Here is a 21,430-nt window from a genome sequence, read left to right as displayed (position 1 = left end):
TTCGAGTACGGCGCCCCGGCGAGGCTCGGACACCCACCCCAGCGTGTGGTGGGTGTCCGAGTCATGATGCGCCCGGCCCCTGTCACCGACCGGACCCGACGGTGATCGGCTCACACCGGGCAGACGCCTGTGCGCCAGTCGGTCGGGGTGAACTGTTCGACGTGGATCCGCTCGTCGGAGACGCCCGCTGCGGTCAGTTGAGTGCGGACCGCGTCCAGGAATCCGTCGGCCCCGCAGAGGTAGATGTCCGCGTCGGTGGGGAGGGTGACCGCAGCCAGGTCGAGCAGGCCGTGGTGGGCGTCGCCCGCGGCGTCCTGATACCAGAGTTCGAGGGTGGCGGAGTCGAGGCGGGCGATCAGGGTGCGCAGACGTTCCAGCAGCGGATGGGTGCGTGGTGTGCGGTCGGCGTGCAGGGCCAGGATGGTGCGGGACGAACCGCGAGCGGCCAGGTACTCGAGGGCACCGATCATCGGGGTGATGCCGATACCGGCCGAGATGAGGACCAGCGGGGTGTTCGCGGTGGTGTCGATGGTCAGGTCACCGAAGGGCAGGGTGATCTCGAGATGGTCGCCGACGGCGACTTTGTCGTGCAGCCAGCTCGACACTTCACCGGCGGGACAGCCTGCGATCGGCTCCACCCGCCTCACCGCGAAGGCCAGCCTGCCCTCCCCCGGATTGTTCACCAGGCTGTACTGGCGTAGCTGACGCGCACCGTCGGGCAATCGCACGCCGACCGAAACATACTGTCCCGGAACGAAATCCGGGAACGGCGCGGCAGGGTCGGCGGATTCGACAGTGAAGATCGCGGCACCGGCCGGATCGTCCTCGCGGGACAGGATCATCGCGTCGCGGAACACGTCACCGGGCTCGACCCCGGCCGATATGTACAGCTGCTTCTCCAGGTCGATCAGCGAATCGGCCATCAGCCAGTAGACGCGATCCCACGCGGCCGCCACCGGTTCGGTGACGACGTCGGCGCCGAGGACCTCGACGATCGCCGCGAACAGATTGTCGTGCACCACCTGGTACTGATCGGCGGTGATGCCGAGCGAGGCGTGCTTGTGCCCGATCCGCGACAGCATCGCCGACGGGTGCGGCAGCCGAGGATCGACCAGGTAGGTGGCGAAGGCCGCGACCGAGGCGGCGAGCGCGCGCTGCTGGGAACCCTGCGCCTGATTGCCGCGATTGAACAGATCACGGATCAATTCGGGATGATTGCCGAAAAGTCGCCGGTAGAACGCCGCGGTGATCTCGTCGATATGGGCGCCGACCAATGGCAATGTGGCACGGATCGTTTCGGCGTATGCGGCTTCGAGTTCGGGTTCGGCACGGACGACGCTGTCGGTGTTCACTGATATTCCTCCACATCGGAACCACTGCTCACCGAGGTAATGGTGAGCAGATGCAGCAATTCGACCGCCGGTCCGGTGACGAGATCGGTAACGGTATACCGATCCAATTCCCGATAGAACGCTTCCTTGGCATCGGCCAGAATTCGGCGCAGACGGCAGGAACCGGCCAGCGGGCACGGATGGTCGCCTTCGCAGACGACGACCTCGCGGTCGTTCTCCAGCGCGCGCACCAGCTCGCCCACCGACGCATGACGACCGGCCGAGGTGATGAACAGCCCACCGGAGCGACCCCGCTGCGCCTGCACCACACCCAATTCGACCAGTCGCGTCACAGCGGTGGACACGTGCCGTTCGGACGCATTGACCTGCCGAGCGATCAACCGGGTTGTCACCCGATCATCGGCCTCGTCGCTCACCGCCAACCGCATAAGGGCCCGGAGGCCGATATCGGTGAAGCGGGTCAGCTGCATGGCATCGAAGCTACCGAGCCGAAGACCCGGTCGACCAATTCCTGGCAGGTGTTCTTAATTACGCGATTTCGTGCGTATTTTCGGGCCGCCGGAAAGGGATGCGGTGGAACTCACAACTGGTGAACGAGTTCGACCAGCGCGGTGATCACACCCGGATCGGTATCGGGCATGACGCCGTGCCCGAGGTTGAAGATATGACCGCTCGCCCCCATGGCGATCGCCTCGTCGGCCTCGCCCACGATACGACGGGCCTGCGCCTCAACGGCGTCCCATCCGGCGAACAGGATCGCCGGATCCAGGTTGCCCTGCAACGCTTTTCCGGGACCGACGCGACGAACCGCCTCGGTCAACGGCACCCGCCAGTCGACACCGACCACATCGGCGCCCGCCTCCCCCATCGCGCCGAGCAGTTCGCCGGTCCCGACACCGAAGTGGATGCGCGGCACACCGGCGTCGGCGACTTCGGCGAAGACGCGCTCCGAATGCGGCAGCACGAAGGTGCGGTAATCGGCCAGCGAGAGGGCGCCGGCCCAGGAGTCGAACACCTGCACCGCGTCCACGCCCGCGGCGAGCTGGGCCTGGAGGAAGGCGATGGTGATGTCGGTGAGCACACCGAGCAGCTCGTGCCAGGTCTGCGGATCGGCGTGCATCATCGCCTTCGTCCGCTCGTGATGCTTGCTCGGACCACCCTCGACCAGGTAGGACGCCAGCGTGAACGGCGCACCGGCGAACCCGATCAGCGGTGTATCACCCAGCGCGTCCAGCAGCAGCCCCACACCGTCGGTGACGGCTCCGACCTCCTCCGGACGCAGCCGTGGCAGCGCACGCACATCGGCGGTGGTGCGCACCGGTGCCGCGACGACGGGCCCGACGCCCGGCACGATATCGAGATCGATACCCGCGGCCTTGAGCGGAACGACGATGTCGGAGAACAGGATTGCCGCGTCCACACCGTGTCGCCGGATCGGCTGCATGGTGATCTCACAGACCAGTTCGGGATCGAAGCAGGATTCCAGCATGCCGATGCCCGCGCGCAGCTCCCGGTACTCCGGCAGCGACCGGCCCGCCTGGCGCATGAACCACACCGGACGTCGGCTCGGCTCGGCGCCGGTGGCGGCGGCCAGGAAGGGGGCATCGGTCAACCGGCGGCGCGTCTGTGTGCTCACCATCGTCATCGTAGGCGCGTCACCGGACCCTCAGCGGCGCGCCTCCGACTGCGCCGGGGACGGTAGGTCTACCGTCACCTCTCGTGACACCGCTCGACTACCGCGACGGCGCCGCATCGACCGAGGGCTCCGACGGCGAACCAGCTTCCTTTCGTGCCGCGGTCGAAGCGATGGGCACCGCATCAGTGCATCCCCGTATCGAGCTGGCCCCTATCCGCCCGCCGCAACGGCTGGCACCGTATTCCTACGCCCTCGGCGCCGAGGTCAAACATCCCGAGACCGGGGTGGTGCCGATCGACTCCGAAGGCGACGCCTTCGGCAGGCTGATCCTGCTGCACGATCCCGATGGCGATGAGGCCTGGCACGGCACCTTCCGGCTGGTCGCCTACATCCAGGCCGATATCGATGCCGCGCTCGCCACCGATCCGCTGCTGCCCGAGGTGGCGTGGAGCTGGCTGGTGGACGCGCTGGAATCGCGTGGTGAGCCGTTCACCGCGCTCGGCGGCACCGTCACCTCGACCAGTTCGGTGCGCTACGGCGATATCGCAGGTCCGCCGCGGGCGCATCAACTGGAGCTACGCGCCTCCTGGACCGCCATGACCACCGAGATGCGGCCCCATGTGGAGGCCTTCGGTGAGGTGCTCGCCTTCGCCGCCGGACTACCACCCGCCGGTATCACCGATTTGCGGCCACAGTCGTACACCAATAACGATCACAGCTGAGCGCCACGTAGAGTTCACCTCTATGCCGGAAGCAGACGGGCCCGGCCGCGCCTTGGGGAGCGGCGAGAAGGACAGCACTACAGCGCAGGCCTCGGTGGACACCGATACCGAGCCCGCCGTACCGCTGCTCGCCCCCGCCGACGGCGTCCCGCCGGTGCTCGGTACCGCCGCCGAGATCGCCGAGGCCGCCGCCCGGCTGGCCGCTGGCACCGGCCCGCTGGCCGTCGACGCCGAGCGAGCGTCCGGTTTCCGCTATTCGGCCCGCGCCTACCTGGTGCAACTGCGCCGCGCCGGTGCAGGCAGCTTCCTGATCGATCCGATTCCGGTGGCCGGGGATCTCACTCCCTTGGCCGAAGCGATCAACGATCTCGAATGGGTGTTGCATTCGGCCGACCAGGATCTGCCCGGCCTCGCCGAACTGGGTCTGCGCCCGGCCCGGCTGTTCGACACCGAGCTGGGCGGCCGGCTGGCCGGGTTCGAGCGGGTGGGGCTCGCGGCGATGGTCGAGCGCCTGCTCGGACGTGAACTGCGCAAGGGGCACGGCGCGGCGGACTGGTCGACCCGGCCGCTGCCCGAGGCCTGGCTCAACTACGCGGCCCTCGATGTGGAGCTGCTGCTGGAACTGCGCGAATCGGTGGCCGAGGCGCTGCACGAGCAGGGCAAGACCGAATGGGCGGCACAGGAATTCGAGCATGTCCGCTGCACCGAGCCGCCGGCGCCGAAGTCTGATCGCTGGCGCCGCACCTCCGGTATCCACACCCTGCGCCGGGCTCGCCAGCTGGCCACGGTCCGCGAACTGTGGACCACCCGCGACGAGCTGGCCAGGCATCGCGATATCGCGCCGTCGCGCATCCTGCCCGATTCCGCCATCATCGCCGCCGCGAACGGGGAGCCGCGCACCATCGCCCAGCTGCGGGAGCTGCCGGTGTTCGGCGGGCCGCGTCAGCGCCGGTACTCGCGCGAATGGCTCGGCGCCGTCGAACGGGCGCGGGCGCTGCCCGATACCGAGCTACCGCCGCTGTCGCAGCCCTATGAGGGGCCGCCCCCGGTGAACCGCTGGGAACGCCGCGACCCGGTGGCCGCGGCACGGCTGACCCGCGCCCGCGCCGCGATGGGCGAATTGTCGACCGAGGTCCAGGTGCCGGTGGAGAACCTGCTGACCCCCGAGGTGGTGCGCCGCCTGTGCTGGGACGGCCTGCCCGGCTACGATTTCGGCCCCGAATCGGCCACCGAACTGGCCAAGCAGATCGACGAGTTCCTCGACGCCGCGGGCGCGCGCCCCTGGCAGCGGGAGCTGTCGGCGCCCCGCCTCACCGTCGCACTCACCGTCACCGACGCACCGGATCAGGACGCAGCGCACGAGCGCTGAGTGGATTACCGTGGCGGCGTGAGCCTTACCGAGTACGCGCCGGGTGATGTGGTCTATTTTCCGGAGGGACCGTTCAGCGGGATCTGCGGGGTCGTGCAGACAGTCGACGCCGGGCGCTCCCGGATGCGCATCGGTTTCAGCGAAGGGACCGTCCATCGCGAAGGGGGCGTACTGCGGGAGCGTCGACACAGCCTGACCGTCGCCTTCGACGAGGTCGAGTTGGTCTAGTCGCCGTCCAGCAATTGTTCCCGATGACCGACGGCGACGCGGCGCTCAGCCCGCGTCGACCCATCCGGCGATGCGGCGGGCGATGTCGGGTGCGGTGAGGCCGAGTTCCTGACGCAGCTGGGCGACGCTGCCGTGGTCCAGGAACTGTTGCGGCACACCGAGATCGCGGGTCGGCACATCCAGTCCGGCGGTGCGCAGGCGGGCGGAGACGGTGGAGCCGATACCGCCGTGCAGGCCACTGTCCTCGACGGTGACCACCATGCGATAGTTCTCGGCCAGTTTCACGATGGTGTCGGACACCGGAAGCACCCAGCGCGGATCGATCACCGTGACCGAAATACCTTCCGGCGCCAGCAGTTCCGCGACCTCCACCGCTACGCTCGCGAACGAACCCACCGCGACCAGCAGGACATCACCGTGCTGGGTGCGCGCGGTACCGTCGCCTTCGGGGAGCCGCAGCACGTCCACGCCATCGAGCCGCTCGACCGCCGGAATCTCTTCGATCACCGTGCCTTTGGGGAACCGCAACGCGGTGGGGCCGTCGGTGACGGCCAGCGCCTCGGCCAGCTCCTCACGCAGGCTGACGGCGTCACGCGGGGCGGCGACCCGCATACCGGGCACGATACCGAGCACCGACAGATCCCACATACCGTTGTGGCTGGCACCGTCGGCGCCGGTGATGCCCGCGCGGTCGAGCACCAGCGTCACCGGCTGCTTCAACAGCGCGACATCCATCAGTAACTGATCGAAGGCGCGATTGAGGAAGGTCGAGTAGATGGCGACCACCGGATGCAGCCCGCCGAGCGCCAGACCGGCGGCCGAGGCCATGGCGTGCTGTTCGGCGATACCGACGTCGAACATCCGCTCCGGGAAACGCGCACCGAAGGCGGCGAGACCGGTCGGGCCCGGCATGGCGGCGGTGATGGCGACGATATCGTCGCGACGCTCGGCCTGCTCGATCAGCTCCGCCGAGAACACCGACGTCCACTCCTGCGCCTGGCTGCTGCTCACCGGCTCACCGGTGAGCGGGTCGATCGGACCGCAGGCGTGCATCTGATCGGCTTCGTGGTTCTCGGCGGGCTCGTAGCCGCGCCCCTTCTGGGTCACCGCGTGCACCACGACCGGACCGCCGAAGTCCTTGGCATGGCGCAGCGCGCCCTCCAGGGCGGCGATGTCGTGACCGTCGACCGGACCGACGTATTTGAGTCCGAGGTCACTGAACAGTTCCTGCGGGCTGACCGCGTCCTTGATGCCCGCCTTCACCGCATGCATCATCGAGTACGCCGAATCGCCGACCCGCGGGATGCTCTTGAGCAGCCGCCGGCCCGCGTCGAGCGCGTGCTCATAGGCGGGCTGGGTGCGCAGGGCGGTGAGCCGCTGAGCGAGGCCACCGATGGTGGGGGCGTAGGAGCGGCCGTTGTCGTTGACGACGATGACCACCGGACGATCGGGGGCGGCGGCGATATTGTTCAGCGCCTCCCAGCACATGCCGCCGGTGAGCGCGCCGTCACCGACCACCGCGACCACATGCCGGTCCTGGTCGGTCAACGCGAATGCCTTGGCCAGACCGTCGGCATAGGAAAGGGCGGCGGAGGCGTGGGAGGACTCCACCCAGTCGTGCGCGCTCTCCGCGCGGCTCGGATACCCCGACAGTCCGCCCTGCTTGCGCAGGGTGTCGAACTGGTCTTTGCGGCCGGTGAGGATCTTGTGCACATAGGCCTGATGGCCGGTGTCGAAGATCAGCGGATCGGCGGGCGAATCGAAGACCCGGTGCAGCGCGATGGTCAACTCGACCACGCCGAGGTTGGGACCGAGGTGCCCACCGGTGACGGCGACCTTGCGGACCAGGAATTCACGGATATCCGCCGCCAGCTCGCGCAGTTGTGGCGTCGACAGCTGCCGAAGATCTTCGGGCGTGTCGACCCGGGAAAGCATTCCCACCTGAACTCGCTCCCTCCGGATAGCGCATCTGATCCGATCAGTCTACGGAGCCGCGCCGAGTGCCTCGCACGCCGACGGACCCGACCAGCGGACATGGCCGCCGAATGTGAGACTCGACATACGCTGCCCAGCTTAGAGTGGGCCTGTGACCGTGCGCGAACAGCAGAGCACAGCGGTGGCCGATCTCGGGGTGGTGGCCCGCATCCTCGACGAGGTCCACCGCCAGTATCGCGACGAGGATTCCGGGGCACCGGCCGATTACATCCCCGAACTGGCGGCCGTCGCGCCGGATTCGTTCGGGCTGTGTCTGGCCACCGCCGACGGTCTGCGCTACGGCGTCGGCGATGTGGACGCGCCGTTCACCATCCAATCCATCTCCAAACCCCTGACCTACGCGCTGGCGCTGGCCGATCGGGGCGCGGAACTGGTCGACAGCCGCATCGATGTGGAGCCGTCGGGTGAGCCGTTCAACGAGATCAGCCTCGATCCGGTGACCGAACGGCCACGCAATCCGATGATCAACGCCGGTGCCATCACCGCCTCCTCCCTCATCACCGGCACCGACTCCGCCGACCGCTTCGAGCGGGTGCGGCGCTGCTACTCCCGGTTCGCCGGACGGGAGCTGTGGATGAACGAGTCGGTCTACGCCTCGGAGGCGCGCACCGGATTCCGCAACCGCGCCATCGGCTACATGCTGCGTTCTTTCGGCATCATCGACAATGATCCGGACGAGGCGGTCGACCGTTATTTCCGGCAGTGCTCGATCGATGTGACCTGCCGTGATCTCGCCCTGATGGCCGCGACGCTGGCCAACAACGGACGCAATCCGATCACCGGGGAGCGCGCGCTGTCGGCGGCGCTGACCGAGCGGGTGCTCAGCGTGATGACCAGCTGCGGGATGTACAACGCGGCGGGCGACTGGGTCGCGACGGTCGGGCTGCCCGCCAAGAGCGGCGTCGGCGGCGGCATCCTCGCGGTGCTGCCCGGCCAGATCGGCCTCGCGGTGTACTCCCCTCGGCTGGATCAGCACGGCAACAGTGTGCGCGGGGTCGCGGTGTGCCGGGAGCTGTCGCGGCGGCTGGAGCTGCACTTCCTGCACGTCACCCGCTCGGCACGGACGGCGATCCGGGAGACGTACTCGGTGGCGGAGGTGCCGTCACGGTTGCGGCGCAGCGCCGAGGAGATGGATGCGCTCGCCGAATTCGGGCATCAGGCCAGAATCTACGAACTCCACGGCGACCTGTTGTTCGCCGGGGCCGAAAGCGCGGTGCGGGCCATCGAGCGACAAGCCGGTGAGCTGATGGCGCTGGTGATCGATCTACGACGCGTCGGAGAGGTGAGCGCGATCGCGGTGCGCATGCTCGACGATCTACAAGCCGAACTCGCCGCAGCGGGCTGCCGGGTCGCGATCGTCGACCCGGACAGCAAACTCGGCCATCTCGTCTCGAGCCTTGACCCCACCGATCCGCGGGGCCGGGTATTCCTCGACCGCGATACGGCCACCGAATGGTGTGAAGACATCGTGCTCGATGCGCATCTCGACGCGGCCGAACGGCAATGTCTGTCGGTGACGGTGCCGGAGCATCCGGCGCTCGCCGCGCTCGACCCGGCCGATCGGGCCCGGTTGGCCGAGGAATTCGAGCTCCGCACCTTCGCTCGCGGCGAAGTGATCGCGCAGCGCGGCAGCGACCGGTCGGGCCTCTATCTGATTCTCGAGGGTCGGGTGCGGCTCACCTTCGACGGCAGCGATCTGCGCTCGCATCGGTTGGCGACCCTGTCGCCGGGTATGTCGTTCGGGGAGATTCCGATGCTCGTCGGGTCGCCGTTCGTCAACGAGGTGCGGGCGGAGACGGGGGTGCGGGTCGGTGTGCTGAGCCCGCAGCGCTTCGATCAGCTCGCCGAGCGGGCACCGCAGCTCAAGCTCGCGCTGCTCGAACGGCTCGCGGCCGGTGCGTACGCGCAGATGGACGCCGCGGTGCGGGCGGTCGCCGTGCGCGGCGGGGACTATTGAGTCGTGCGCGACGGGGAACATCGACTGCGGTGGCTCCGCGAGCACGGAGTTGCGGCACAGGATTCGGCGACAGTCAGGAGTACGTGTGAGCAAGAAGAAGTCTTCGGCGACAACGGGCACGGTCACCACGTTCGGGCACGGCACCGCCCGGGCGACCCCCGATCTGATGCGCGTCACCATCACGGTGGAGAGCCGGGCGAGCAAAGTCGCGCTGGCCTACGGCCGTGCCGGTGAGCGGGTCGCGGCGGTGACCGAATCGCTGCGTTCGGACGGCGTCGCGAGTGCCGATATCGCCACCAGCGGACTGTCGGTGCGCACCGAGACGGTCTGGGTGGAGGGCGGTGGCAACAAGATCACCGGCTATCTGGCGAGCACCTCGCTCACCGTCGCGCTGCGTGATATCGGCGACGAGGCCGATCCCGGTCCGGCCACCGTCATCGCGCACTGCGTCGACGCCGGCGGTGACGATGTCCGCCTCGGCGGTCTGGAACTGACCTTCGCCGATCAGGACACCCTGCTCACCGCCGCGCGCGATGCGGCATGGGACAACGCGAAGGCCAAGGCGCAGCAGTACGCCGACCGCGCCGAGCGCCCTCTCGGTGCGGTCGTGGAGATCACCGAGAACACCTCCGCCCCGGCACCGGTCCACCGCCCCCGGGCCCGCGGCGCCACCGAGATCGCCTATGCCGCCGCACCCGTCCCGGTGGAACTCGGTGAATCCGAGATCTCCGCCGACCTGCGCGTCACCTGGCAACTCGACTGATCCGCGGCGCATCCGGACCTCGATGGCATCGATCGGGGATCTGCCGCATCGATGCGGAACACGGCCCGGCACTGCCCGGACGGATCCCATCGACGCTGTATACGGCCGTCACCTATGCAGCTCCCGTCGCTCAACGCTCCAGCAGCGCGAGGCATTCGACGTGATGGGTCGCCGGGAACGCGTCGAAGGCACGTAGGGCGGTGAGTTCATAGCCCGCGGCGCGGTAGAGACCGAGGTCGCGAGCGAAGGAGGCGGGGTCGCAGCCGATGTGGACGATCCGGTCCGGCGCCGCCGCGGCGACCGCCCCGATGACGACTTTGCCCGCTCCGGCACGCGGCGGGTCGAGGACGACGACCTCCGGTGCCGCACCGGTGTGCTCGGCGACCCAGCGTTCCACGCGCCCGCCGCGCAGGTGCAGATGCGTCAGATCGGTCAGCGCGGCGGTGCCGTCGGCGACGGCGGTGCGAGCGGATTCGATCGCGCGCACCGCACCGGTCGGGCCCACCTGATCGGCCAGCCGCGCCGCGAAAACACCGACGCCGCTGTAGAGATCCCATGCGGTGGCACCCGGAGCGAGCGCCGACCACTGCGCGACCACATCGGAATAGCGTTGTGCGGCATCGCGATGCGCCTGCCAGAACCCGGTGGCCGACAGCTCCCAGCGACGGCCCGCCACATACTCCACGGCCCGCCCGCTGCCCTCGATCAGCCATTCGTCGCGCACCGCATGCGCCGCGGCACGATGTGCGGCGGCGCGTTGCCGTTCGGTATTGCGGGGGCCCGCCGCACCGCGGCGACCCCGCGGTCCACCGCCCTTGCCATGATGCGGCCGGTCTCCCGCGCGCCCGCGCCCCGGGCCCTCGCGTTCGCTGTCGCCGGTGTCGCCGCGCCGGTCGCGCCCCCGACCGGTGCCGGTGTCGACCGGTGGTGCCAACTCCACGATGTGGCGCACGCCGTCGCCGTCGACGGCGATCACCAGGTCCGCGCCGGGCGTCCACAACCGGTCCGCGATCCCGTCCAGCGCGCCCGGCACGGGTTGTGGGCAGCGCAGATCGGCGATCACCTCGGTGCTGCGATAGCGGTGCGCGCCCGCCCGGCCCGCCGCATCGACCGGTAGTCGCACCCGCGTCCGCCAGCCGCCGGTCGCGGTGCCCGCGTCGAGCGGTTCGACCGTGATCTCCCGATCGATACCGGCGATCCGGTGCAATTGCTCGGCCACCACCGATGCTTTGAGTCCGCGCTGCGCGGCGGGTGTGGCGTGTGAGAAATCGCAGCAGCCCGCCCCGCCGGGTCCCGATACCGGACAGGTGGCGGGTACTCGGTCCGCCGAGGCCTCCAGGATCTCGATCGCATCGGCTCGGCAGAACGAACCGCCCGCGTCCTCGGTGACCCGCGCACGTACCAGTTCGCCGGGAAGCCCGTGCCGGACGAACACCACCCGACCGTCGTGCCGCCCGACACAGAACCCGCCGTGGCCCGGCGGTCCCAGCCGTACCTCGAAGGTCTGCCCGCGCCAGTCGCTCATCCACGCCGTCCCGGTTCACGCATCGCACTCACGTCCGGTCGTCATAACCACGCCGTACCGCACCGGGCGCGTTGGTCACCCCGGCCGCTCTGGCCTTCGCGGAGGAACTCAGCTGCCACGGCACACTCGTCACCATCACACCCGGTTCGAACAGCAGCCTGCCCTTGAGCCGCAGCGCGCTCTGGTTGTGCAGCACCTGCTCCCACCAGTGACCGACGACGTACTCCGGGATGAACACGGTGACCACATCGCGCGGTGCGTCCTTGCGCACCCGCTTCACGTAGTCGAGCACGGGTTTGGTGATCTCACGGTAGGGCGATTCGATCACCTTGAGCGGCACGTTGATATCGCTGCGCTCCCATTCGCGCACCAGCGCCCTGGTATCGGGATCATCGACATTGACGGTGATCGCCTCCAGCGTGTCGGGCCGCGTGGCCCGCGCGTAGGCCAGCGCCCGACGGGTCGGCAGGTGCAGCCGCGAGACCAGCACGATCGAATGTGTCCGGCTCGGCAGCACACCGTCCCATTCGTGTTCGTCCAGTTCGCGGGCCACCGAATCGTAGTGCCGCCGAATCATCCTCATCACGATGAAGATGGCGACCATCACCGCGATGGCGATATAGGCGCCCGCAAAGAACTTGGTGATGATCACGATCACCAGCACCGCGCCCGTCAGCGACAGGCCGATGGCGTTGATCACCCGCGACCGCTTCATCCTGGAACGCTGCGCGGCATCGGTTTCGGTGCGCAGCAGCCGGGTCCAATGCCGCAGCATGCCGGTCTGGCTCAAGACGAACGAGACGAACACACCCACGATGTAGAGCTGGATCAGCTTGGTCACCTCGGCGCCGAACAGGACCACGAAGGCGATGGCGGCGCCGGACAGGAACAGGATGCCGTTGCTGAAGGCCAGCCGGTCGCCACGGGTGTGCAGCTGCCGCGGCAGATAACGGTCCTGGGCGAGCACCGAACCGAGTACCGGGAAACCGTTGAACGCGGTGTTCGCGGCCAGCACCAGGATCAGCGCCGTCACCACGGTCAGGAAGAAGAACCCGATCGGGAAACCTTCGAACACCGTCTCCGCGAGCTGGGCGATCAGCGTCTTCTGGTGGTAGTCGGCGGGCGCCCCGACCAGATGGTCGGGGTTGTGCGCGTAGACGATCCCGATCTTCTGCGCCAGCATGATGATGCCCATCAGCAGGGTGATCGAGATGACGCCGAGCATCAGCAGGGTGGTCGCGGCATTGCGCGACTTCGGTTTCCGGAACGCGGGCACACCGTTGCTGATGGCCTCCACACCCGTCAGCGCCGCACAGCCGGAGGAGAAGGCGCGTGCGATGAGGAACGCGAAGGCGATGCCGTACAGATGCTCGTCCTCGGCCTCGAGGCCGAAGGTCGCCGATTCGGCGGTCAGCTCCTCGCCGAAGACGTAGATGCGGATCAGACCCCAAGCGAGCATGAAGAACATGCCGATGATGAACGCGTAGGTGGGGATGGCGAACGTCTTGCCCGACTCGCGGACACCACGCAGATTCACCGCCGTGAGCAATGCGATCGCCACCACCGCGAACAGCACCTTGTGCGTGGCGACGAACGGAATCGCGGAACCGATATTGGAAGCCGCCGACGAGATCGAGACCGCGACGGTGAGCACATAATCCACCAGCAGCGCGCTGCCGACCGTCAGTCCGGCATTGGGGCCGAGATTGGTGGTGGCGACCTCGTAATCACCGCCACCGGACGGATAGGCGTGCACGTTCTGCCGATAGCTGGCGACCACGACCGCCATCACCACCGCTACCGCCACACCGACCCAGGGCGCGTACACGAACGCGGAGATCCCGGCCGCCGACAGCACGAGGAAGATCTCCTCGGGTGCGTAGGCGACCGACGACATGGCGTCGGAGGCGAAAATGGGCAGGGCGATTCGCTTCGGCAGCAAGGTATGACCGAGCGAATCGCTGCGGAACGGCCTGCCCAGCAGCATCCGCTTCGCCGCTGTCGTCAACTTGGACACTGGAGCGAGCATAGGCCCCGCCCCGTCGCTGTGCCCCGGGACGTCACGGTAGTTCCCCGGTTCGATGCGGTGCTGACATGTTTGATGTGACCTGGCGGGGGGAACGTGGGTCTGGGAACACGTGGCGAGTACGGTTCGATCCCGGACGGACGAACAGACCGGACGCCACGGTTCCAGGAACGAGGTTGCACGGTGTACGTAGTGATCATGGGGTGCGGACGCGTCGGTTCGTCGCTCGCGCGTGCCCTGGTCCGGATAGGTCACGAGGTCGCCGTGATCGATCGCGATCCGAGCGCGTTCCGGCGCCTCGGCCCGGACTTCCCCGGCGAGCGGGTGCTCGGCGTCGGATTCGATCGAGACGTGCTGACCCGCGCCGGAATCGAACGCGCGGGCGCGTTCGCCGCGGTGTCCTCCGGGGACAACTCCAACATCATCTCCGCGCGCGTGGCCAGGGAGATGTTCGGCGTCGAACGCGTGGTCGCGCGGATCTACGACGCCAAGCGCGCCGCCGTGTACGAACGGCTCGGCATCCCCACCATCGCCACGGTGCCGTGGACCACCGACCGGTTCCTGCACACCCTGATCGGCGATGCGGGCACCACCACCTGGCGCGACCCCACCGGCACGGTGGCCGTCGCCCAGCTCACCCTGCACGAGGATTGGTACGGGCGCACGGTGCGCGATCTCGAACGCACCGTCGGCGCCAGGGTGGCCTTCATCATCCGCTTCGGCCAGGGCGTACTACCGGAGAACAAGACCGTGGTGCAGGCCGAGGACATCATCTACGTGGCCGCCACATCCGGGTCGGTCGGCGAAGCCGTCGCCCTCGCCGGTAAGCCCCCAGCGAACGAGGACTGAGATATGAAGGTCGCCATTGCCGGGGCCGGAGCCGTCGGCCGATCCATCGCCAGGGAGCTGCTGCGCAACGGGCACCAGGTGATGCTGCTCGAACGCCAGCTCGACCACATCGACCCAGCGGCCATCCCGGACGCGATCTGGGTGCACGCCGACGCCTGCGAACTCGCCCTGCTCGAGGACGCCGGACTGGAAACCTATGAGGTCGTCATCGCCGCCACCGGCGACGACAAGGCCAATCTGGTGCACAGCCTGCTGGCCAAGACCGAGTTCGGGGTGCGCCGGGTCGTCGCGCGGGTCAACGATCCGCGCAACGAATGGCTCTTCGACGAATCGTGGGGGGTCGACGTCGCGGTATCGACACCGCGGTTGCTGGCCTCACTGGTGGAGGAGGCGGTCTCGGTCGGCGATCTGGTGCGGCTGATGACCCTGCGCCAGGGCCAGGCCAACCTGGTCGAGCTGACGCTGCCTCCGGACACCTCGCTCGCCGGTAAGCCCGTGCGCATGTTGAAGTTGCCGCGCGATACCGCGTTGGTGACGATCCTGCGCGGCGGACGCGTCATCGTGCCCGAGGCCGACGATCCGTTCGAGGGAGAGGACGAATTGCTGTTCGTCACCTCCCCCGAGGGCGAGGACGAGCTGCGAGCGGCGCTGGCCGCGCACGGCGCCAACGCCTGACGCAGACTTGCGCGCTGTGCCCGCATGGCCTACGTGGGGTGATGCTGCGCCACCGCCTCCGGCCCCACACCGCATCAGGCAGCAACCTTCAGCTCGGCGCGCAGTTTGTTCAGCGCCCGATGCTGCATCACCCGCACCACGCCGGGGCTGGTGCCGATGGCGTCGGCGGTCTCGGCCGCGGTCCAGCCGAGGATGATTCGCATCACCAGCACCTCCCGATGCACGGGTGCGAGCACCTCCATCAGCCGCCGGGTCTCGCGCTGACGTTCGGAGGCCAGCGCCCACTCCTCGGGACCGGCCGCCTGCGAGGCGGTATCGGGCAGCTCATCGGTGGGATAGGCCGGATGGGTCTGTGAGCGGCGGAAGGCATCGGCGACCTTGTTGGCCGCGATCCCGTAGACGAACGCCAGAAACGATTTGCCCTGATCCCGGTAGCGCGGGATGGCGTGCACGGTGGCCAGCAGGATCTCCTGCACGACGTCATCGGCGGTGACCTGCAAATGCGCGGTATTGCCCAGCCGGGACCGGCAGTAGCGATGCACCAGCGGGTGGATCAGGCGCAGGATATCGCTGACCGCACGAGAATCACCCGTGGCGGCGGGACCGATCAGCTTGTTCAGCTCGGCCGATACCCGGCGGCTCTCCGACAGGGCCGGATTGGTCTGCCTGCGTCGGGTGCGGGTGCTGGCGGTGATGTGCTCGGTAGCCAATTCGCCGGTCCTCTCAGCGATCGTTGCTGGTGATGAAACGATCGTCTGCCGAATGCGCGGCCGCGGCCAGGCACCCAAGGGTGGAGACCACCCCACCTTCGCGGCGAGTCGACGCCGACCCGCGCGATCAGGCCTTATCGGCCGCGGCTTCGCGGGTGACCGGCAGATGCCCGGCCCTGCGCACCGCCCAGACCGTCACGGCCAGCACCACCGCCGTCAGCGGCCAGCCCATCGCGATGCGGGCGACAGCGAGCCATCCCGTGTGATCGGTGTCGTAGAGATGCGACTGCACCAGGTATCGGGAACCGAACACCAGCACCCAGGCCAGCGTGGCGAGATCGTAGAGCCGCACCACCCGGCGGTCGGAGCGCCATTCGGTGCCGTGGCCGTTGAGCACACCCCAGATGACGCCGACCAGCGGCCACCGCAGCAGGATCGAGGCGAGGAACACACCGCCGTACACCAGGCTGGTGTAGATGCCGAACAGGAAGAACCCCTTGGCCTCCCCCATCCGGTAGGCGATGAAGGCGCAGATGCCTACGCCGATGAACCCGGAGATCGCCGGTTGCACCGGATCCCGCCGCACCAGCCGCCAGATCAGGATGGCGGCGGCGACACCGAGCGAGGCCCAGACCGCGACGGTCAGCCCGGCGACGGTGTTCACCGGGACGAAGACCAGGACCGGGAGGGTCGAATAGATCAAGCCGCTGAAACCACCGAGCTGTTCGAGCAGCGTCTGCTGGCGGGCGACCTCCGCATCGACCTCCGCACCGGCGGTGCCGTCGGGCGCAGGCCCCGGCGCGGTCGTGGTGAGATCGGCGGGCGTCGGTGCGTTCTCGTCGCTCGATGGCATACGTCAGTTGTTCCCGCGCAGTTCGTAGTAGGGGTTGTACATGACCTTGCGGCCGTCCCGGTCGCCCACGCGACCGCGGACCATGATCCGCCGCCCGGACTCGATACCGGGAATGCGTTTGCGCCCGATCCACACCAGGGTGATGGCATCGGTGCCGTCGTAGAACTCCGCCTGCACACTCGCGCCTGCGGACTGTGGGCACGCCTGCACACTACGGAGACGTCCCAGCATCGTCGCTTCGTCGCCGCGGCGACACTCCGATGCCCGGCAGGCTCCCGAGGCGTCGGCCGTTTCGGCCAGCTCCTCGGCGTCGAGCTGATCGATGTCCTCGGTCAGTCTGCGTCCGAGCCTGCGAAAATATCCCGAGGCGGGGTTCGAAGCCGCCCTTCTTCCTCCGAAGGAAGACATTGCTCGGTCTCCTGTAGAGCTGATGGACGTGGGTCGCACGACCATCTCGTTGTTCGCACGACCGTCTGCGGCCGTACAACGCCACTGTAGATGGGCAACCAGCGCACCGCTACGCTCGGTCCCGATGTTCGACTCACCCGCGCCCGCCGTCGTTGTCGGGCTCCCAGGTACCGGCTCCGACGCCCATTTCGCGCGGCGCGCGTTCGGCCCGGCGTGCGCCGAGCGCGGACTCGAACTGATCGCCGTCGAACCCGACCCGCGCGCGGTGGTCGAGAGCTATATCGCGGCGTTGGACGCCGCCGCGCGACGCGGTCCGGTACTGGCCGCGGGGATCTCGCTCGGCGCTGCCGTCGCCGTCGAGTGGGCCAGCGCGCGACCGGAGGCCGCGGCCGGGGTGCTGGCCGCGCTACCCGCGTGGACCGGACCGGATACCGGTGGCTGCCCCGCGGCCGCGAGCGCGGCGAGCACCGCCGCCGCCCTGCGCGCCGATGGTCTGGAGGAGGTCGTGGCGCGGATGCGGGCGGGTAGTCCGGCATGGCTCGGTGACGCGCTCGACCGCTCGTGGCGCGCACAATGGCCCGCGCTGCCCGAAGCGCTGGAGGAAGCGGCCGCCTATACATGGCCGGAGCCGCGGCGGCTGGAGACCCTGCGCACTCCGGTGGCGGTGGTCGGCGCGCTCGACGATCCGGTACACCCGTGGCCGGTGGCCCAGGAGTGGGCCCGGCTGATTCCCGAATCCGTGCTGGAAGAACTCACCCTCGACGAACTGGGTGCCGATCCGAGCCTTCTGGGACGACTCGGATCGGCCGCGTTCGGCTGAGTCCGGCGGGCGATACCCGCCGGACTCGTCGACGAGTGCTCCGGTTCAGTTGCGACCGAGCTGCTGCATGGCCGAACCGTCGGCCCCGCGGCGCGGCTGGTCGGGTGCAACCGGCCTGCCCATGCCCGGCGAGATTCCCGGCACCACACCCGGTGTGCCCTGCTGGGCGGCCAGCGCCTGCTGCTGGGCCGCGACGGCCTGCTGCTGCGCCTGCACCTGTTGCTGATGTGCGGCGGCGAGCTGATCGGCCAGCTCCTGCGGCAGCACCACGGGAAGGGGTTCGCGCACCGGCAGCGGATCGGTGCCGCGGCGGATCACCGTCTCACCGAGGATCGTCCGGGCCGCCGCCACCAGCGGGCTGTCGGCGTCCGCGGCGCCCGACGGGCCCGCCGCGACCAGCCGCACCATCCAGCGATAGCCATCGACACCGATGAAGCGCAGATCCGCGCCCTCGGTGACGGCGAACAGCTCCCGACCCCACGGCCCGGTCTCGATGGCGACCTTCGCACCGTCCTTGCGCAGCGAATCGGCCAGATCCGAGGCGACGGTGCGCCACTGGCCCGGCGATTTCGGCGCCGCATAGGCGGCCACGGTGATCCGGCCGTGGTCGGTGGCCAGATGCACGGCCTGCGGGGTGCCCTCCGGGGTCATCTCGACCTGGAGCTGCCCGCCCGGCGGCACCGGCAAGATCACCGAGCCGAGATCGAGCCGTTGTTCGGCGACGGCGTCGAGCAGCTCGGAGACGTCCTCGTAGTCATAGGGTCCGGTGCGTTGCTCGGCGTCGTCCTCGGCCGCCGCGTCGTCGGCCCGGTGGTAGCCGGAGTCCTCGTAGTCCTCGTCATAGTCCTCGTCGTCGGCGAGCGCCTCGGCGAAATCGTCGGAGTACTCGGGGTATTCGTCGGTGTCGTATTCGTCACCGTCGAACTCGGTGTACTCGTCGGATTCGTCGTAGCGGTCATCGTCGACGGGTCTGTCCCGGCGGACCTTCTTCTTCCCGAACATCGCGTCATTCCTCCTTGCCGGTCGCCGACGGCGCGGCGTCGACGGATGCGCTCAGACTCGCGTGTCCACCGCTGGAGCCGTAACCGCCCGCACCGCGCGTGGTTTCGTCCAGCCGGTCGACCTCGGCGAAATCCACCAGTTCCACGCGCTGCACCAGCAGCTGGGCGATCCGGTCACCGCGGCGCAGCTCGATGCGCGTACGCGGATCGTGGTTGATCAGGCACACCTTGATCTCGCCGCGATACCCCGCGTCGACGGTGCCGGGGGTGTTCACCACCGACAGTCCGGTCTTGGCGGCCAGCCCCGAACGCGGATGGATGAGGCCGACGGTGCCCACCGGGAGGGCGACCGCGATGCCGGTGCCGACCAGCACCCGCTCCCCCGGTTCCAGGATGACGTCCTCGGTGGTGCACAGGTCCACGCCCGCGTCGCCGGGATGGGCACGCGTGGGCACGGGGATGCCGGGATCGAGCCGCAGCAGAGGTATCGGTGAAAGGGCGCTCACGTAGCACGAGCCTACGCGTTTCCCGGTCGTACCTGTGCGGAGTCCCGGCGAGCCGCTGGCTTACTCTTGAGTTGTGTCCGACCAGCCCGTACCAGCCGATACCGAGCGCACGACCCGGCCGGGTCCGCCCGTCTACCGAGAGCGTCTGTGGGTACCGCTGTGGTGGTGGCCGGTGGCATTCGCCATCGCCGGTCTGCTGGCCGCGGAGATCCATATGGGCGCACCTGGCGTGCGGGCATGGCTGCCCTACGCACTGCTGTTCCCGGTGCCGGTGTGGGTGCTGCTGTGGTTGAGCAGACATCGGGTGGCCGTGGCCGCCGATGCGAACGGCGCACCGGAGCTGCGCGTGGATCGCGCGCATCTCCCGGTCGAATTCATCGCCCGCGCGGCCGAGGTGCCCGCGAGCGCGAAGAGCGCGGCGCTGGGTCGTCAGCTCGACCCCGCCGCCTATGTGCAACATCGCCCGTGGATCGGATCGATGGTGTTGCTTGTCCTGGACGACCCGGACGACCCGACTCCGTACTGGTTGATCAGTACGCGTCGGCCCGAACGGGTCCTGGCCGCGCTGGGGCTGTCGAGCGCGGACTGAGGTCCTCGCCCGACGGCGCGGTCTGCCGCCCCGACGACGGGAAGTGCGATCCCGGGTCGCGGGGCCGTGGCGTTATCGGGCGCGCGCTCAGGCCGCGCAGTCCATGCAGATCATCTGGCCGCCCTTATCGCTGGCCAGGCGGCTGCGGTGATGCACGAGGAAACAGCTCGAGCAGGTGAACTCGTCGGCCTGCTTCGGCACCACCCGTACCGTCAGTACTTCTTCGGACAAATCCGCGCCGGGAAGCTCGAACGACTCCGCGGTATCGGATTCGTCGATATCCACGACGGCGGACTGAGCCTCGTTGCGACGAGCCTTCAGCTCCTCCAGCGAATCCTCCGACACCTCGTCGGATTCGGTGCGCCTCGGTGCGTCATAGTCGGTTGCCATGTCGTCTTCCCCTCGTCCTTACTCCGTATATCCCGGATCGGCGCGGACATTCCTGTCGGTTGTCCACACCGCCCCGCCGGTGGCACACATCACACGTGTACCGGTCCCCTATCAGGGCAGATTCTGAGGTTCTGCACCGGATAGCAGTCGGACAACGCTGAACATGCCCTGCTTGTTCCCGCGACCAACCACCGATTTTCGGACCGGCGTTTCGATCTGGGCCGCCAGACAATAGCGGACCGCCGGAGAAAAGTCGCAATCAAAACACAGCCGAGTCGAAACCGTCGGGGAATCGACACCATCGACGTCACGGATCGAGACCAACGGCACGGCGGCTGCATGGATCGGCCGGACATTTTCGTAGAGTGTCCTGGTGGTTTCACTGATCACCGAAGGCAGCGCATCGGATTCACGGGGTCGACCCTTCATCCGACGGCGCCTACAGCCATGGCTCGTCCTGGTCGCGGTACTGGCCCTGATCTGCACGATCGTGTGGATCAAGGCGCTGACCACCGAAGACACCGACTACACGGCGATGGCGTGCAACTCGCCGAGCCCGGCCACCGAGCCGGGCGCCGAACCGCAGCCCGCCTTGGGTCAGCGCGTCGGTGCGAGCCGACTGGAGGATGTGGAACCGGCCGCCCTCGCCGACACCAAGGTGCGCGTACTCAACGCCAACAACCAGCGCGGGCAGGCCGCCCACGCCGCGGCCCAGCTCGGGGACCTCGGCTTCGGGAGTGTCCCGGGCGAGCCCTATGGCAACGATTCGGTATACGTCAACGGCGATCTGGAATGCATGGGCCAGATCCGCTTCGGTGTGGACGGCCGCCGGGCCGCCGCGGCCGTACAGCTGGCCGTGCCGTGCGCCGAACTGATCGAGGACAAACGCGCCGACGACACCGTCGACCTCGTCCTCGGTTCGCTGTTCCGCGATATCCAGCCCTCGAACGACGCCGAAGAGGTGCTGCGTTCGCTGAAGAACCCGGCCTCCGGCGCCACCCCCGCCCTCGATATCGAGCTGCTCGACGCGGCCAGACACGCTCGCTGCTGAGCGAA

23 protein-coding genes are annotated in these 21,430 nt (G+C 68.6%); 10 read left to right on the top strand and 13 right to left on the bottom strand.

Annotated elements, in window-relative coordinates; translation table 11 throughout:
• Positions 1-110 precede the first annotated feature (110 nt).
• From QH168_RS04510 to hemE, 3 genes are all read right to left on the bottom strand, one after another.
• On the bottom strand, positions 111-1,358 hold the full coding sequence (locus QH168_RS04510) for a globin domain-containing protein (RefSeq protein WP_432421031.1): 1,248 nt from the start codon (positions 1,356-1,358) through the stop codon (positions 111-113).
• Positions 1,349-1,822 carry an RrF2 family transcriptional regulator gene (locus QH168_RS04505; RefSeq protein WP_280233124.1) on the bottom strand — a complete coding sequence of 158 codons (474 nt, stop codon included), beginning with the start codon at positions 1,820-1,822 and terminating at the stop codon, positions 1,349-1,351. Before QH168_RS04505 ends, QH168_RS04510 begins: the two co-directional genes overlap by 10 nt.
• 110 nt (positions 1,823-1,932) lie before the next feature.
• A complete protein-coding gene (hemE, locus tag QH168_RS04500) occupies positions 1,933-2,997 on the bottom strand; it encodes a uroporphyrinogen decarboxylase (protein ID WP_280233123.1) in 1,065 nt (354 codons plus the stop codon).
• A gap of 74 nt (positions 2,998-3,071) precedes the next feature.
• Here hemE and QH168_RS04495 point away from each other — a divergent pair, with 74 nt between their 5' ends.
• From QH168_RS04495 to QH168_RS04485, 3 genes are read left to right on the top strand one after another with little or no spacing between them, the layout of a single operon-like run.
• On the top strand, positions 3,072-3,710 hold the full coding sequence (locus QH168_RS04495; protein ID WP_036537963.1) for a DUF3000 domain-containing protein: 639 nt from the start codon (positions 3,072-3,074) through the stop codon (positions 3,708-3,710).
• A 22-nt stretch (positions 3,711-3,732) separates the two neighbouring features.
• Entirely contained in the window at positions 3,733-5,079 is a 1,347-nt protein-coding gene (locus QH168_RS04490; RefSeq protein ID WP_280233122.1) for a ribonuclease D, read from the top strand.
• 18 nt (positions 5,080-5,097) lie between these two features.
• Positions 5,098-5,307, top strand: coding sequence for a hypothetical protein (locus tag QH168_RS04485; protein ID WP_280233121.1), 210 nt, complete (start codon positions 5,098-5,100; stop codon positions 5,305-5,307).
• A gap of 45 nt (positions 5,308-5,352) precedes the next feature.
• On the opposite strand, the gene dxs is transcribed toward QH168_RS04485, so the two are convergent.
• The gene (gene dxs, locus QH168_RS04480; protein WP_432421030.1) at positions 5,353-7,242 is read right to left on the bottom strand and encodes a 1-deoxy-D-xylulose-5-phosphate synthase; all 1,890 of its coding nucleotides are present in this window, start codon (positions 7,240-7,242) and stop codon (positions 5,353-5,355) included.
• 151 nt (positions 7,243-7,393) lie between these two features.
• Between dxs and glsA the strand changes: the two genes are divergently transcribed.
• Positions 7,394-9,259, top strand: coding sequence for a glutaminase A (gene glsA, locus QH168_RS04475; protein WP_432421027.1), 1,866 nt, complete (start codon positions 7,394-7,396; stop codon positions 9,257-9,259).
• An 85-nt stretch (positions 9,260-9,344) separates the two neighbouring features.
• Positions 9,345-10,022, top strand: a complete 678-nt coding sequence (locus tag QH168_RS04470) for an SIMPL domain-containing protein (protein WP_280233119.1) — start codon at positions 9,345-9,347, stop codon at positions 10,020-10,022.
• 130 nt (positions 10,023-10,152) lie between these two features.
• Here the strand turns inward: QH168_RS04470 and QH168_RS04465 are convergent, their stop codons facing one another.
• A complete protein-coding gene (locus QH168_RS04465) occupies positions 10,153-11,547 on the bottom strand; it encodes a class I SAM-dependent RNA methyltransferase (RefSeq protein WP_280233118.1) in 1,395 nt (464 codons plus the stop codon).
• A 28-nt stretch (positions 11,548-11,575) separates the two neighbouring features.
• Positions 11,576-13,564: an APC family permease gene (locus QH168_RS04460; protein ID WP_280233117.1), complete on the bottom strand. Its 1,989-nt coding sequence runs from the start codon at positions 13,562-13,564 to the stop codon at positions 11,576-11,578.
• 192 nt (positions 13,565-13,756) lie between these two features.
• Between QH168_RS04460 and QH168_RS04455 the strand changes: the two genes are divergently transcribed.
• Both QH168_RS04455 and QH168_RS04450 read left to right on the top strand, forming a co-directional pair.
• Positions 13,757-14,422: a potassium channel family protein gene (locus QH168_RS04455; protein ID WP_280233116.1), complete on the top strand. Its 666-nt coding sequence runs from the start codon at positions 13,757-13,759 to the stop codon at positions 14,420-14,422.
• Between the two features lie 3 nt (positions 14,423-14,425).
• Entirely contained in the window at positions 14,426-15,097 is a 672-nt protein-coding gene (locus tag QH168_RS04450; protein WP_280233115.1) for a potassium channel family protein, read from the top strand.
• 74 nt (positions 15,098-15,171) lie between these two features.
• Here QH168_RS04450 and QH168_RS04445 read toward each other — a convergent pair whose 3' ends face one another.
• The 3 genes from QH168_RS04445 to QH168_RS04435 all read right to left on the bottom strand — a co-directional run bounded on the left by QH168_RS04445 (position 15,172) and on the right by QH168_RS04435 (position 17,068).
• Positions 15,172-15,807 (bottom strand): sigma-70 family RNA polymerase sigma factor, encoded by a 636-nt coding sequence (locus tag QH168_RS04445; RefSeq protein ID WP_280233114.1) that lies wholly within the window; start codon positions 15,805-15,807, stop codon positions 15,172-15,174.
• A 127-nt stretch (positions 15,808-15,934) separates the two neighbouring features.
• On the bottom strand, positions 15,935-16,660 hold the full coding sequence (locus tag QH168_RS04440) for a DUF3159 domain-containing protein (protein ID WP_280233113.1): 726 nt from the start codon (positions 16,658-16,660) through the stop codon (positions 15,935-15,937).
• Between the two features lie 3 nt (positions 16,661-16,663).
• Positions 16,664-17,068, bottom strand: coding sequence for an OB-fold nucleic acid binding domain-containing protein (locus QH168_RS04435; protein ID WP_280233112.1), 405 nt, complete (start codon positions 17,066-17,068; stop codon positions 16,664-16,666).
• A gap of 124 nt (positions 17,069-17,192) precedes the next feature.
• Between QH168_RS04435 and QH168_RS04430 the strand changes: the two genes are divergently transcribed.
• Positions 17,193-17,888 (top strand): alpha/beta fold hydrolase, encoded by a 696-nt coding sequence (locus QH168_RS04430; protein WP_280233111.1) that lies wholly within the window; start codon positions 17,193-17,195, stop codon positions 17,886-17,888.
• Positions 17,889-17,933: 45 nt separating this feature from the next.
• Here QH168_RS04430 and QH168_RS04425 read toward each other — a convergent pair whose 3' ends face one another.
• Both QH168_RS04425 and dut read right to left on the bottom strand, forming a co-directional pair.
• Positions 17,934-18,890, bottom strand: coding sequence for a DUF3710 domain-containing protein (locus QH168_RS04425; RefSeq protein ID WP_280233110.1), 957 nt, complete (start codon positions 18,888-18,890; stop codon positions 17,934-17,936).
• 4 nt (positions 18,891-18,894) lie between these two features.
• Complete coding sequence (dut, locus tag QH168_RS04420; protein WP_280233109.1) at positions 18,895-19,395, bottom strand: dUTP diphosphatase; 501 nt, start codon at positions 19,393-19,395, stop codon at positions 18,895-18,897.
• 73 nt (positions 19,396-19,468) lie between these two features.
• On the opposite strand from dut, the gene QH168_RS04415 reads away from it, so the two are divergent.
• Positions 19,469-19,984 carry a DUF3093 domain-containing protein gene (locus QH168_RS04415; protein WP_280233108.1) on the top strand — a complete coding sequence of 172 codons (516 nt, stop codon included), beginning with the start codon at positions 19,469-19,471 and terminating at the stop codon, positions 19,982-19,984.
• Positions 19,985-20,071: 87 nt separating this feature from the next.
• Here QH168_RS04415 and QH168_RS04410 read toward each other — a convergent pair whose 3' ends face one another.
• Positions 20,072-20,374 (bottom strand): DUF4193 domain-containing protein, encoded by a 303-nt coding sequence (locus QH168_RS04410; RefSeq protein ID WP_163823125.1) that lies wholly within the window; start codon positions 20,372-20,374, stop codon positions 20,072-20,074.
• 111 nt (positions 20,375-20,485) lie between these two features.
• Positions 20,486-20,764, bottom strand: a complete 279-nt coding sequence (locus QH168_RS04405) for a hypothetical protein (RefSeq protein ID WP_280233107.1) — start codon at positions 20,762-20,764, stop codon at positions 20,486-20,488.
• Between QH168_RS04405 and cei the strand changes: the two genes are divergently transcribed.
• Entirely contained in the window at positions 20,748-21,425 is a 678-nt protein-coding gene (cei, locus tag QH168_RS04400; RefSeq protein WP_280233106.1) for an envelope integrity protein Cei, read from the top strand. The genes QH168_RS04405 and cei overlap by 17 nt on opposite strands.
• The last annotated feature ends 5 nt before the right edge of the window (positions 21,426-21,430 follow it).

The organism is Nocardia cyriacigeorgica, assembly GCF_029868385.1.
GTDB lineage: Bacteria > Actinomycetota > Actinomycetes > Mycobacteriales > Mycobacteriaceae > Nocardia > Nocardia cyriacigeorgica_F.
This window is presented reverse-complemented; position numbering and strand designations above follow the sequence as displayed.